Consider the following 13,160-nt stretch of genomic DNA (forward strand, 5'->3'; position numbering starts at 1 on the left):
ACGAAACAAATGGGGCGTTTGCGTGCCGGACACACCGGGTAAGAATGCGATCGAAGTTCGTGGGGTTCGTAAAGTATTCGGGACGGGAGAGGCGCAGGTTGCAGCGCTGGATACCGTTTCGGTTTCGATCAGGGAAAACGAGTTCTTCACGCTGCTTGGACCTTCCGGCTGCGGCAAGACCACGCTGCTTCGCCTGATCGCCGGCTTCGATTTTCCTTCGGAAGGCGAGATCCTGCTCTATGGCAGCGATATCGCGCCGCTGCCGCCATTCAAGCGGCCGGTCAACACGGTGTTCCAGTCCTACGCACTGTTTCCGCATATGACGGTGGCCGAGAACATCGGCTTCGGCCTTGAGATGCTGGGCAAGCCACGCGCCGAGATCGACGCCCGCGTCGCCGAGATGTTGAAGCTGGTGCGCATGGAAAAGCTCGCCAAGCGCCGCACCAGCCAGATCTCCGGCGGTCAGCAACAGCGCGTGGCGCTGGCCCGCGCGCTCGCGCCGCAGCCCAAGGTGCTGTTGCTCGACGAGCCGCTGTCGGCGCTCGACTACAAGCTGCGCAAGGAAATGCAGATCGAACTCAAGCGTCTGCAGCACGAGACCGGCATCACCTTCATCTTCGTCACCCATGACCAGGAAGAAGCGCTGACCATGTCCGATCGCATCGCGGTGATGTCGTCGGGCAAGATCCTGCAGGTCGGGTCGGCGCGCGAGATCTACGACCGGCCGGCGGTTCGCTTCGTCGCCGACTTCATCGGCGAAACCAATTTCCTCGACGCCAGCATCGACAGCATCGACGGAGGCAAGGCCAAGGTGACGCTGAAGTCCGGCGCGACGATCTCGGCGACGGTCGCCGATGGCTTCAAGCCCGACGGCGATGCCACCGTCGTCATCCGGCCCGAGCACGCCAAGGCGGTGAAGGGCAAGGGCGACATTTCGGGCCTGGTCGAAAACGTCGTCTATTTCGGCACCGACACGCATGTGCATGTCAGGCTGGATGACGGCGAGGCTTTCACCGTGCGCCAGCAGAACACGCGCGGCGCGATGGTGGAATTCGAGCGCGGCGAGCGCGTCGGCATCGTCCTGGGCGACGATGCGGCCCAGATCCTGAAGGACTGAGCCATGGCGACCGCAGCCGAAATCGAAAAGCAGGCAGAGGCGCGGGAGATCAGGAACCGCTGGTATCTCTCGGCGCCGGCGCTGATCATCATCCTTCTGGCCGCATCCGGCCCGCTCTTGATCGTGCTTCTCTATTCGTTCCTGACGCCCGGACCCTACGGCGACGTCCAGTGGAAGTTCTCGACCGAGGGCTGGGTCTCGGTTTTCCTCGAACGCGACATCTTCGACGACACGCTGTCCTTTGCCAGCGCCCATCTCACCATCTTCTGGCGCTCGCTGAAACTCGCTCTCATGGCGACGGTGGCGACGCTGGTCTTCGGTTTTCCGACGGCCTATTTCATCGCAACGCGGTCGGAGCGGACGCGCGACATCTGGTTGTTCCTGATCACCATTCCGTTCTGGACCAACCTGCTGATCCGCACCTTTGCCGTGCTGCAGGTGATCCGCAACGAAGGCCTGATCAACACGGCGCTGATCAATCTCGGCATCATCGACCAGCCGATCCAGATGCTCTACACCGACTTCGCCATCATGGTGGGCATGGTCTATGTCTACCTGCCGCTGATGGTGCTGCCGCTCTATGCCAGCATGGAAAAGCTCGACTTCCGCCTCGTCGAGGCCGGCTACGATCTTTATGCCACGCGCTGGCAGGTGCTGAAGCGGATCATCTTCCCGCTGGTCAGGCCCGGTGTCGTCGCTGGCTCGATCCTGGTGTTCATCCCGGCCATCGGCGCCTATGTAACACCGAGCGTTCTGGGTGGCGGCAAGAACATGATGTTTGCCAACCTGATCGAGCTGCAGTTCGGGCAGGGGCGCAACTGGCCGCTGGGGGCAGCACTTTCGATCACCGTCATGGCGATCGTGATGGTGGCGCTTCTTGTCTACGTCCGCAACACCGCAGGCTCGGAGGTGCGTCATGGCTAAGCGCTTCTCGATCAGGCAGCAGACTGGCTTCACGACGATCGCCTGCGCCTGCTTCTTCCTGCTTTACCTGCCGATTGCCGTGCTGGTGATCTACGCCTTCAACGAGTCGAGCTCGGTGTCCGACTGGGGCGGCTTCTCGCTGCGCTGGTTCGTCGCCGCCTGGTCCAACCAGCAGGTCGTCGACGCCTCCTGGCGGTCGCTGAAGATCGCCTCCTCGGCGGCGATCATCGCCACCATTGCGGCAACGATGGCGGCACTGGCGACGACGCGGACGCGCACCTATCGCGGCCTGACGTTCAAATACGCCTTCATCAACCAGCCGCTGATGGTGCCGGAGATCGTCACCGGCGTGGCGCTGCTGATCTTCTTTGCGCAGATCAAGATCGCCAGCGGCTACAACGGCCTCGGCTACCTGATCGCGGCGCACACGGCGTTCTGCATTCCCTTTGCCTATCTGCCGATCCGGGCGCGCCTCGAGAACATGGACCTGACGCTCGAACGGGCTGCGGCCGATCTCTACGCCACGCCATGGAAGGCGTTCCGCCGCGTGACGCTGCCACTGCTCTGGCCGGGAATCATAGCCGGCCTGATGCTCGCCTTCGTCATCTCGCTCGACGACGTGGTCATTACCGAGTTCGTCAAGTCGGGCGGGCAGGACACCTTGCCAACCTACATGCTGGGGCAGATCCGCCGCGGCATCACGCCGGAGGTCAATGCGATATCGACCGTCTTCCTGCTCTTGTCGGTCGTCATCGTCACGCTGTTCTTCTTCTTGAGCAGGAAACGGGATTAATCAACGGGAGTGGAATGATGAATCTGAAATCCATGTCGATGGCCGCCGGCCTTGCGCTGCTTGCCTCGACCAGCCTCGCCTCCGCAGCCGGCGAGTTGAACATCTACAACTGGGGCAACTACATCAGCCCCGACATGATCAAGAAGTTCGAGAAGCAGTTCGACGTCAAGGTAACAGTGACCGACTACGACTCGAACGACACCGCACTTGCCAAGGTGCGCCAGGGCGGCACCGGCTTCGACGTCGCCATGCCGTCGCAGACCTACGTGCCGATCTGGATCCAGGAAGGGCTCATCCTCGAGACCAATCCTGGTGGCATGGAGAATTTCAAGAACGTCGCGCCCGAATGGGCCAACCCGGCCTTCGATCCGGGCCGCAAGTACACCGTGCCGTGGGCTTGGGGCACCGTCGGCGTGGTCGTCAACACCGACGTCTACAAGGGCGACATCAACACCTGGAAGATCGTCTTCGACACGCCGGACGAGTTGAAGGGCAAGGTCAACGTCGTTCCCGAGATGAACGACGTCATGCATGCCGCGATCAAGTATGTCGGCGGCGAGCAGTGCACCGGCGACAAGGAAGTGCTGAAGAAGGTGCGCGACGTTCTTGTTGCCGCCAAGCCGAACTGGATCGCCATGGAATACAACACCATCGAAAAGATGGGCGCCGGCGACTTCAAGGCAACCAGCGACTGGAACGGCTCGGCCCTGCGCCAGCGGCTGAAGAACCCGGCCATCCACTACGGCTATCCGACCGAAGGTTTCCAGTACTGGTCCGACAACGTGGTGGTGCTGAAGGAAGCCAAGAACGTCGAGAACGCCAAGCTGTTCCAGAACTTCATGATGGATCCGGAAAACGCGGCGATGAACTCGGCTTTCCATCGCTATGCCAACGGCATCGCCGGTTCGGAGAAGTTCATGCCAGCCGACATGACGTCCGCGCCGGAAGTCGTGGTGCCGGAGGAGTTCAAGAAGAACGGCGAAATCCTCCAGACCTGCGCGCCCGAGGTGACCGCCCTGTACACCAAGATCTGGACCGAACTGCAGAAGTAAGTTCTGCCCGATCAGAAACAATCACGGCCGGACCCGGTCCGGCCGTGATGTTGATGTAGCCTGCCACTGGCAGGGTGCTCACAGTCTGAAATGAAGAGGAGACCTGCTGTGAAACCAATGATGTCCACTGCCGTCGCGGCGATCGCGCTGTTTGCGGCGACCGGCTTTGCCCGCGCCGAAGGCCAGCTCAACATCTACAACTGGGGCAACTACACCAACCCCGAGGTGATCAAGAAGTTCGAGGAAAAGTACAAGGTCAAGGTGACGATCACCGACTACGACTCGAACGACACCGCACTCGCCAAGGTGCGCCAGGGCGGCAGCGGTTTCGACATCGCGGTTCCCTCCCAGACGCATCTGCCGATCTGGATCAAGGAAGGTCTGCTGCTCGAGACCAATCCGGGCGGCATGGAGAACTTCAAGAACGTGTCGCCCGACTGGGCCAACCCCGAATTCGACCCCGGCCGCAAATATTCGGTGCCCTGGGCTTGGGGCACGGTCGGCACGGTTGTCAACACCAGCACCTACAAGGGCGACATCAACAGCTGGAAGATCATCTTCGAGACACCCGACGAGCTGAAGGGCAAGGTCAATGTCGTCCCCGAGATGAAGGACGTGGTGACGGCGGCGATCCGCTATGTCGGCGGCCAGCAATGCAGCGACGACAAGGAGGTGCTGAAGAAGGCGCGCGACCTGCTGGTGGCGGCGAAACCGAACTGGGTCGCTATGGAGTATGGCGCGATCGACAAGATGAAGGCCGGCGACTTCCAGGCCTCGACAACCTGGAACGGGGCCGCGCTGCGCATCCGGCTGGCGCGTCCTGAGGTGAATTTCGGCTATCCGAAGGAAGGCTTCACCTATTGGAGCGACAACGTGGTGGTGTTGAAGGACGCCAAGAACGTCGAGAACGCCAAGCTGTTCCAGAACTTCATCATGGATCCCGAAATCGCGGCCGGGCTTTCCGCCTATCACCGCTATGCCAACGGCGTTGCCGGCTCGGAAAAGTTCATGCCCGCCGAGATGAAGGACGCGCCTGAAATCGTTATTCCGGAAGCGAGCAAGGCGCATGGCACGATGGCCTTGATGTGCCCGCCGGAGGTCGATGCGATCTACACCAAGATCTGGACCGACCTGCAGAAGTAGGGGCTGTTCCTGCTCCCCGTTTGCGGGAGGAGGTGCCCCGAAGGGCGGATGAGGGGCAGCACCAGGCCTTGAAGCGTTTGTGCCGTCCCGCATCTGGTTTTGAGTTTGTCGAAGGGCCGGCATCGTCTCCACCATGGGTGGCGAAGAGACAAGGTTGAGAGACATGAGCTCCTACAGAAACAGCGATGCGCCGCCACCCATCATGCAGGGCTCGCCACCGGCGATGAAGGTACCGAAGGCGCAATGGGACATGCCGCCGTGGAACCGCTGGGCGTTTCAGCACGTGCGCGAGATCGTGACGACGGCGGAGGTATGGCGCGGCGAAGGTCCGGTTCGTGAATTGCCGCGCGCCGAGACAGATCTCGACGGCCTGGCGGTCGTGGACAGCGGGGGCAAACCGACGACGCTTTCGGGGCTGCTCGACGAGACCTACACCGATGGCTTCCTCGTGCTCAAGGACGGCAAGATCGCCTATGAGCGCTACTTCAACGGCATGACGCCACGCACGCTGCATCTGTCGCAATCGGTGGCGAAATCGGTGACGGGCACGGTATGCGGCATTCTTGCGGGGCGAGGTATCGTCGACCCGAAGAAGCTGGTGACCGACTATCTGCCGGAGCTGGCAACGACCGGCTGGAAGGGGGCGACCGTTCAGCAGGTGCTCGACATGACCACGGGTGTCCGTTTCAGCGAGGCTTATACCGACCCCTATTCCGACATCGGCCAGGTCGACGTCGCCGGCGGCTGGAAGCCGGTCCCCGCGGATGCCGACCCCAGCTTCCACTGGCCACGGCATATGTTCGAGTTGATCCAGCGCCTGACCGAAACGACCAGGCCGCATGGCGCTGCCTTCGAGTACCGCTCGATCGAGACTGATGTGCTCGCCTTCATCATGGAGCGGGCGACCGGCAGGCGGCTGCCGCAACTGGTGTCCGAAGAGCTGTGGCAGAAGATCGGCGCCGAGGAGAGCGCCTGTTTCACCGTCGACAGCGCCGGTTACGCCATTGCCGACGGCGGCTTCAACGCGACGCTGCGCGACTATGCCCGCTTCGGCCAGACGATCCTGGAGGACGGCGCCGACATCGTGCCTGCCGGCTGGATCGCCGAGACCCGGCGGGGAATGCATGGCCCCAACTTCAGCACCTCGATGCCCGAGGCCAGCTATCGCAACCAGTTCTGGATCGAGGACCCGCGCTCGCGGACGCTGATGTGCCGCGGCGTGTTCGGGCAACTGATCCATATCAATTTCGACGCCGGCATGGTCACGGTGAAGCTGTCGACCTGGCCCGACTTCACTTCGGTTCCCTATTCGGTGGCGACCCTGAAGGCTGTGCACACCATCGCAGCCGCACTCGCCTGACCGTAACATAGCAGCAAGGACATATCATGACGTCATCAAACGCCTTCGAGCAGGCATTCGGTTTTGCGCGCCAGGACGTGACGCTCGGCAACTGGCGCGAGAAGCCGTTCAACCGCTGGGCTTTCCAGAATGTCGGCGAGATGGTGCGCAGCACGCGAATCCCGGCCCTGGAGGGCAAGGTCGAGAGCGCGCCCGTCGATCTCGCCGGGCTTCTGACGGAAATCGTTGATATCAACGGCCGAAACGAGAGCGTGGCCGGTTTCCTCGAGCGCTCGTCGACGGATGCGCTTGCGGTGATGAAGAAGGGGCGCTTCGTCGGCGATTGGTTCGCGCCCGAGATGCGGCCCGAGGCACGGCACATCATCTTTTCGATCTCGAAGTCGCTGACGGCGATCCTTGCCGGCAGCCTCGAAGGCGAGGGCAAGCTCGACCCGAATGCGCCGGTGACCGACTACGTGCCCGAAGCGACTGGCTCGGTCTACGCCAAAGCCACTGTGCGTCACGTGCTCGACATGACCGTCAGCCTCGATTTCGAGGAGGCTTATCTCGACCCCGAAAGCGCCTTTGCCCGTTATCGCCGCGCCACGATGTGGAACCCGAGCGGCGGATCGGAAACTTTGCGCGAGTTCCTCGTCTCACTGCAGCCGCTGGACGAGCCGCACGGCCAGACCTTCCGCTACCGCTCGCCCAATTCAGACCTGCTCGGCATCATCGTCGAGCGCGCCTCTGGCCAGCGTTATGCCGAGCTGATGGCGGACAAGCTGTGGCAGCCGCTGGGCGCGGTGCGCGATGCCTTCGTCAGCGTCGATGCGGAAGGTTCGGCGCGCGCGGCGGGCGGCGTATCGGTGGCGGTGCGCGACCTCGCGCGCGTCGGCGAGATGATGCGGCAGGGCGGTGTTGCCGAAGGCGGCCGGATCGTGCCGCAGGCCTGGGTCGAAGACACAATCCATGGCGGCGATGCAGTGGCCTGGCAGCGCGGTACGATGACCAACCTGTTCGCCCACGGGCGCTATCGCAACAAGTGGTACCAGAGCGCCAATGCTGCCCAAGCCTTTTGCGGCATCGGCATCCACGGCCAGTGGCTCTACATCGACCCCAAGGCCGAGGTGGTGATCTCCAAGATGTCGTCGCAGGCGCTGCCGGTCGACGATCCGCTCGACCTCGACAATGTCGCGTTCTTCGAGGCGATCTGCGCCAGGGTGTGAGGGCCGAACTATCGAGTGTCCATCCGTCACGGTTTCGCCGGGCTAACTCTCCTCACTTCCTGGGGGCAAGGCACTCCGGCCGCGTGAGGTCGCCTATGCGATCTCACGCAGGATGTGGTCGTGCAGCAACTGGGCTGTCGGTGACAGCATGCGGCCGCGCACGGTGATCAGGCTGTAGGGCTGGACGTTGATGTCGAAGGCGATCGGCAGGATCTCGATCGTGCCGTCGAGACCGCTCTTGGCGTTGACGAAATTGGCGACGTCAGTCGCGATCGGCGCGATGGCGTCCGACTGCGCCACCATCACCAGCGTCAAGAGCAATGAGCTGGTGTTGAGGATGCGGTCGGGCATGCGGACGTTTCGGCTCATGAAGATGCCCTGTACCGTCTGACGTAGCAGCGAACCGCCGGGCTGGAAAACCCAGTCGAATTCGGCAAGGCGTTCCAGCGGAACAGTGCCGGAGCCGGCCAGGGGATGGCCGCGGCGAACGATGAGGCAGGCCTTCTCAATGCCTATGATGCGGCTTTCGAACAAACGCGGATCGAGATCGTCGGGGACGCGGGCGACGATGAAATCGTGGCGCGAGGCGAGGAGTTCGCGTGCCAGGACGGCACTTGTCTCGATCTGCACGCTGATCTCGATGCGCGGATAGCGCTCGCGGATCTTGCGGATGGCAGGTACCGCCAGCTCGATCGCGGGTGCGGTCACCGCGCCCATGGCGACCGAGCCGCCCTTGCCTGACTTGAGGTCGGAGATCTCACGGTCGACCTGCTGCATCTCGAGCAGGATGGCGCGGCCACGGCGGGCAAGGGCTGCGCCATAGGGCGTCAGCCGGACGCCTCGTGGCAGCCGCTCGCAGACCTCGACGCCGAGGATGTCCTCGATCTCGGAGATCATGCGCGAGGCAGCGGGCTGGGAGATGTTCATGACCTGGGCGGCGGCGCTGATCTGGCCGTGATCCTCCAGCGCCACCACCATGCGCATATGGCGCAGCTTGAGGCCGCTGCGCAGCAAGGTTTCGTTGTCGTTGATGCGCAGGCTGGTGCCGCTTACCCTGGCGTCGTCCCGGATGTCGACCATCGCGTCCTTCCCTCCTGCGCAGCCTCGAACTGGCTTTGAAGCATACCAGAAATGATATGCCGTGCAGCCGATTTTGCATTTGACTGTTATGCCACATTCCCCGACGTTGAGACCGTCGCGAGTTCGATGTCAGCCAGCCGGGTGCTGGAGCATCGAGCGGAGGAAACGCAGGGCTCGCGGCCTTTTGGAGGAATACGCATCATACCTGGCTTTGCCGCGCCGTTCATGGCGGGGCCACGCGCGAGCGCTTGCGTCCGCGCGCCGGCACTTCACAAGGGAGAGAGAAGGTGAAGATCATCAAGACGTTCGTAGCCGCCCTCGCGGTTGGCCTCGCCGCCATGTCCTATCAGGCCCATGCCCAGGACAAGGGGACGATCGGCATCGCCATGCCGACCAAGTCGTCGCTGCGCTGGATCAATGACGGCGACGCGCTCAAGGCGGCCCTCGAAGCCAAGGGCTACACCATCGACATGCAGTATGCCGAAGACGATATCCCGAACCAGCTCGCTCAGATCGAGAACATGGTGACCAAGGACGCCAAGGCCCTGATCATCGCTTCGATCGACGGAACCACGCTGTCGGCGGTGCTGCAGCAGGCGGCCGACAAGGGCGTCAAGGTCATCGCCTATGACCGCCTGATCCGCGACAGCGGCAATGTCGACTATTACACCACCTTCGACAACTTCAAGGTCGGCGTGCTCCAGGCAGACTCTCTGCTCAAGGGCCTCGGCTATCCTGACAAGCCAGGTCCGTTCAACATCGAACTGTTCGGCGGTTCGCCCGACGACAACAACGCCTTCTTCTTCTACGACGGCGCCATGTCGGTGCTGCAGCCGCTGATCGACAAGGGCACGCTGGTCGTCAAGTCGGGCCAGATGGGCATGGAAAAGGTCGGCACGCTGCGCTGGGATGCGGCGGTGGCGCAGGCCCGCATGGACAACATCCTGTCGGCCAACTACTCCGACGGCAGCCGTGTCGATGCGGTGCTCGCGCCCTATGACGGCCTGTCGCGCGGTATCATCTCGTCGCTGCGCGGCGTCGGCTACGGCACGGCCGACCAGCCATGGCCTGTTATCTCCGGTCAGGATGCCGAGGTGCCTTCGGTCAAGGCGATGATCGCCGGCGAGCAGTACTCGACGGTGTTCAAGGACACCCGCGAACTGGCCAAGGTAACCGCGAACCTAGTCGATGCGGCGTTGTCCGGCGGCAAGCCCGAGATCAACGACGAGAAGACCTACAACAACGGCGTCAAGGTGGTTCCGTCCTACCTGCTGGTGCCCGTGTCGGTGGTCAAGGACGACATCCAGAAGGTCCTGGTAGACTCCGGCTACATCAAGGCCGAGGAGATAAAGTAAGCCTTCCGCCTTGCCGCTCCCTGCGCAATTGCGGGGAGCGGTTCAAGGGACCGGACACCCGCTTGGCGGGCTCCCCGCATCAACGCCGAAGGCAGCCAATGCCGGGCGCGGGCGCGTCTCGAGACCCGCGCAAGGAGGGGGTGGAGCTCCGTTCCAAAGAGAGTACGCTACCTCCGTTTCCGGGTGCATTTTCCTGGACAGGCGGGGCGCCACTTCGAGCGAGGGACCATGAGTGACGACATCATTCTGGAAATGCGCGACATCACCAAGACCTTCCCGGGCGTCAAGGCGCTCGAGAACGTCAATCTCAAGGTGAGGCGCGGCGACATCCACGCCATTTGCGGCGAGAACGGCGCCGGCAAGTCGACGCTGATGAAGGTCCTCTCCGGCGTCTATCCCTTCGGCAGCTATTCCGGCGACATCCGCTATGAAGGCCAGGAATGCCATTTCAACGGCATCCATGACTCCGAAAAACGCGGCATCGTCATCATCCATCAGGAGCTTGCGCTCGTGCCGATGCTGTCGATCGCCGAGAACATGTTCCTGGGCAACGAGCAGGCGACCAACGGCATCATCAACTGGGACAAGGTGCGCCGCCGCGCCGCCGAGCTGTTGAAGAAGGTCGGCCTGCGCGAGGACCCCGACACGCTGATCACCAACATCGGCACCGGCAAGCAGCAACTGGTGGAAATCGCCAAGGCGCTGGCCAAGGACGTCCGGCTTCTGATCCTCGACGAGCCGACCGCCTCGCTGTCGGAGAAGGACAGCCAGTCGCTGCTCGACCTGCTCGTCGAGTTCAAGGCGCAAGGCATGACCTCGATCATGATTTCGCACAAGCTGAACGAGATCAAGCGCATCGCCGACCAGATCACCATCATCCGCGACGGCCAGTCGATCGAGACGATGGACAAGGCCGATATCACCGAGGACCGCATCGTCACCTCGATGGTCGGGCGCAGCCTTGAGAACCGCTATCCACACCGCGAGCCGAACATCGGCGAGACCATCTTCGAAGTGAAAAACTGGTCGGTGCACCACCCGCTGCATCTGGAGCGGCAGATCATCAAGAGCGTCAACCTGTCGGTGCGCAAGGGCGAGGTCGTCGGTATTGCGGGCCTGATGGGGGCCGGGCGCACCGAGTTCGCGATGAGCGTGTTCGGCAGGTCCTACGGCACCAACATCACCGGCGACGTGCTGCTGCACGGCAAGAAAGCCGACACCTCGACGGTCGGCAAGGCGGTCAAGGCAGGCCTCGCCTATGCCACCGAGGACCGCAAGGTCTACGGCCTCAACCTGATCGACCACATCAAGCACAATGTGACGGTCGCCAACCTGCCAAGCGTCTCGTCGAAGCTGGGCGTGATCGACGACAATGCCGAACTGAGGGCCGCCAACGAGTATCGCAAGAAGACCAACATCCGCTCGTCCAGCGTCTACCAGATCACCGGCAACCTTTCCGGCGGCAACCAGCAGAAAGTGGTGCTGTCGAAGTGGCTGTTTGCCAACCCAGACGTGCTGATCCTCGACGAGCCGACGCGCGGCATCGATGTCGGCGCCAAGTATGAAATCTACACGATCATCAACAAGCTCGCCGACGAGGGTAAGGGCATCTTGGTGATATCGTCGGAAATGCCGGAACTTCTCGGCATCTGCGATCGCATCTATGTGCTCAACGAGGGACGCATAGTCGCTGAGATGAAGGCCAGCGAAGCCAGCCAGGAAAAGATCATGCGGGCGATCGTCCGCGGCGAGGAGAAAGCCGCATGAGCACGGAAACAGCTGCCCCGACGGTCAATTCCGCCAAGGCGACGGCGCAAGATGCCATCAAGGCGAACCTGCGCGAATACGGGCTGGTGCTTGCCCTGATCGCTATCATGATCTTCTTCCAGTTCACCACCAGCGGTGTGCTGTTCAAACCGGTCAACCTGACCAACCTGATCCTGCAGAATTCCTACATCATCGTCATGGCGCTCGGCATGCTGCTGGTCATCGTCGCCGGGCATATCGACCTGTCGGTCGGCTCGGTCGCCGGCTTCATCGGCGCGGTCGCGGCGGTGCTGATGGTCGATTTCGGCTTCAACCCGTTTCTTGCCGGACTGATATGCATATGCGTCGGCGCCGTCATCGGTGGCGTCCAGGGCTACTTCATCGCCTATATGAAAATCCCGTCCTTCATCGTCACACTTGCCGGCATGCTGGTGTTCAAGGGGCTGGCACTGTGGTTGCTCGGCGGACGCTCGGTCGGGCCTTTCCAGCCGGAATTCCAGATGCTGTCGGCGGGCTTCATCCCCGACCCGATCGGACCGTGGACGATCGGCGGGGTCAAGCTGCACGCTACCACCATCGTCATTGCCTTGCTGATCGTCGCCGGAATGATCTTTGCGGCGCTGAAAAGCCGGCGCAACCGCGAGAGCCACGGTTATGATGCCGAGCCCTTCGGCTTCTTCGTGCTGAAGAATGCCGTCATGGCCGGTATCGTGCTGTTCCTGCTCTATATGCTGGCGTCCTATCGCGGCCTGCCCAACGTGCTTGTCGTGATGGGCGTGCTCATCGCCGCATTCGTTTTCGTGACCAAGCGTATGACCTTTGGCCGGCGCATCTATGCGATGGGTGGCAACGTCAAGGCGGCTGCTCTCTCGGGCATCCACACCGAGCGGCTGACATTCTACATCTTCGCCATCATGGGGGCGTTGGCAGCGCTTGCCGGACTGATCTTTGCCGCCCGTCTGAACATGGCGACGCCTAAGGCAGGTGCCGGCATGGAGCTCGACGTGATTGCTGCGGTGTTCATCGGTGGTGCTTCGGCGTTGGGCGGTGTCGGTCAGGTGGCGGGCGCGGTCATCGGCGCCTTCATCATGGGCGTGATGAACAACGGCATGTCGATCATGGGCATCAACATCGACTGGCAGCAGGTGATCAAGGGCCTGGTTCTGCTCGGTGCTGTCGCCTTCGACCTCTACAACAAGAAGAAGGCCTAGGCCGCAGGGAGCGACCGGCCGCGGCGCCCGGGGGAGCGGGCCCGCAATCTCGAAGACAACAGGCAAGGCGTGCTGCGCATGTGCGTGGCGCGACGGGAAAGTCTTGCCGGGCGCCGGAAACGAGGCCGGCCGGGGCGAGACGGAAGGAGTGCA

Annotated in this window: 11 protein-coding genes; 10 read left to right on the forward strand and 1 reads right to left on the reverse strand. The window is 62.4% G+C overall.

The window, feature by feature from the left end:
- The first annotated feature begins 22 nt into the window (after positions 1-22).
- From IG197_RS21535 to IG197_RS21565, 7 genes are all read left to right on the forward strand, one after another.
- Positions 23-1,117, forward strand: coding sequence for an ABC transporter ATP-binding protein (locus IG197_RS21535; protein WP_067958634.1), 1,095 nt, complete (start codon positions 23-25; stop codon positions 1,115-1,117).
- 3 nt (positions 1,118-1,120) lie between these two features.
- A complete protein-coding gene (locus IG197_RS21540; protein WP_154386443.1) occupies positions 1,121-2,041 on the forward strand; it encodes an ABC transporter permease in 921 nt (306 codons plus the stop codon).
- The gene (locus IG197_RS21545) at positions 2,034-2,834 is read left to right on the forward strand and encodes an ABC transporter permease (protein ID WP_192314905.1); all 801 of its coding nucleotides are present in this window, start codon (positions 2,034-2,036) and stop codon (positions 2,832-2,834) included. Before IG197_RS21540 ends, IG197_RS21545 begins: the two co-directional genes overlap by 8 nt.
- A gap of 17 nt (positions 2,835-2,851) precedes the next feature.
- Complete coding sequence (locus IG197_RS21550; RefSeq protein WP_192314907.1) at positions 2,852-3,886, forward strand: extracellular solute-binding protein; 1,035 nt, start codon at positions 2,852-2,854, stop codon at positions 3,884-3,886.
- Between the two features lie 117 nt (positions 3,887-4,003).
- Positions 4,004-5,029, forward strand: coding sequence for an extracellular solute-binding protein (locus IG197_RS21555; protein WP_246765410.1), 1,026 nt, complete (start codon positions 4,004-4,006; stop codon positions 5,027-5,029).
- A gap of 163 nt (positions 5,030-5,192) precedes the next feature.
- Complete coding sequence (locus tag IG197_RS21560; protein WP_154386442.1) at positions 5,193-6,389, forward strand: serine hydrolase; 1,197 nt, start codon at positions 5,193-5,195, stop codon at positions 6,387-6,389.
- A gap of 26 nt (positions 6,390-6,415) precedes the next feature.
- Complete coding sequence (locus IG197_RS21565; protein WP_192314909.1) at positions 6,416-7,594, forward strand: serine hydrolase; 1,179 nt, start codon at positions 6,416-6,418, stop codon at positions 7,592-7,594.
- Between the two features lie 93 nt (positions 7,595-7,687).
- Here IG197_RS21565 and IG197_RS21570 read toward each other — a convergent pair whose 3' ends face one another.
- Entirely contained in the window at positions 7,688-8,674 is a 987-nt protein-coding gene (locus tag IG197_RS21570; protein ID WP_067958645.1) for a LysR family transcriptional regulator, read from the reverse strand.
- Positions 8,675-9,012: 338 nt separating this feature from the next.
- Here IG197_RS21570 and chvE point away from each other — a divergent pair, with 338 nt between their 5' ends.
- The 3 genes from chvE to mmsB all read left to right on the forward strand — a co-directional run bounded on the left by chvE (position 9,013) and on the right by mmsB (position 13,007).
- Positions 9,013-10,029, forward strand: a complete 1,017-nt coding sequence (gene chvE, locus IG197_RS21575) for a multiple monosaccharide ABC transporter substrate-binding protein (protein ID WP_371746558.1) — start codon at positions 9,013-9,015, stop codon at positions 10,027-10,029.
- Positions 10,030-10,257: 228 nt separating this feature from the next.
- Positions 10,258-11,796 carry a multiple monosaccharide ABC transporter ATP-binding protein gene (gene mmsA / locus IG197_RS21580; RefSeq protein ID WP_192314913.1) on the forward strand — a complete coding sequence of 513 codons (1,539 nt, stop codon included), beginning with the start codon at positions 10,258-10,260 and terminating at the stop codon, positions 11,794-11,796.
- Positions 11,793-13,007, forward strand: coding sequence for a multiple monosaccharide ABC transporter permease (gene mmsB, locus IG197_RS21585; protein WP_192314915.1), 1,215 nt, complete (start codon positions 11,793-11,795; stop codon positions 13,005-13,007). Before mmsA ends, mmsB begins: the two co-directional genes overlap by 4 nt.
- Positions 13,008-13,160 lie beyond the last annotated feature (153 nt).

The organism is Aminobacter sp. SR38 (assembly GCF_014843375.1).
GTDB lineage: Bacteria > Pseudomonadota > Alphaproteobacteria > Rhizobiales > Rhizobiaceae > Aminobacter > Aminobacter ciceronei.

Bases quoted from the DNA above. Each gene is read 5' to 3' on its own strand.
- IG197_RS21540 (WP_154386443.1), top strand. From the start codon at position 1,121: ATGGCGACCGCAGCCGAAATCGAAAAGCAGGCAGAGGCGCGGGAGATC.
- IG197_RS21545 (WP_192314905.1), top strand. From the start codon at position 2,034: ATGGCTAAGCGCTTCTCGATCAGGCAGCAGACTGGCTTCACGACGATC.
- IG197_RS21550 (WP_192314907.1), top strand. From the start codon at position 2,852: ATGAATCTGAAATCCATGTCGATGGCCGCCGGCCTTGCGCTGCTTGCC.
- IG197_RS21555 (WP_246765410.1), top strand. From the start codon at position 4,004: ATGATGTCCACTGCCGTCGCGGCGATCGCGCTGTTTGCGGCGACCGGC.
- IG197_RS21560 (WP_154386442.1), top strand. From the start codon at position 5,193: ATGAGCTCCTACAGAAACAGCGATGCGCCGCCACCCATCATGCAGGGC.
- IG197_RS21565 (WP_192314909.1), top strand. From the start codon at position 6,416: ATGACGTCATCAAACGCCTTCGAGCAGGCATTCGGTTTTGCGCGCCAG.
- IG197_RS21570 (WP_067958645.1), bottom strand. From the start codon at position 8,674: ATGGTCGACATCCGGGACGACGCCAGGGTAAGCGGCACCAGCCTGCGC.
- chvE (WP_371746558.1), top strand. From the start codon at position 9,013: ATGTCCTATCAGGCCCATGCCCAGGACAAGGGGACGATCGGCATCGCC.
- mmsA (WP_192314913.1), top strand. From the start codon at position 10,258: ATGAGTGACGACATCATTCTGGAAATGCGCGACATCACCAAGACCTTC.
- mmsB (WP_192314915.1), top strand. From the start codon at position 11,793: ATGAGCACGGAAACAGCTGCCCCGACGGTCAATTCCGCCAAGGCGACG.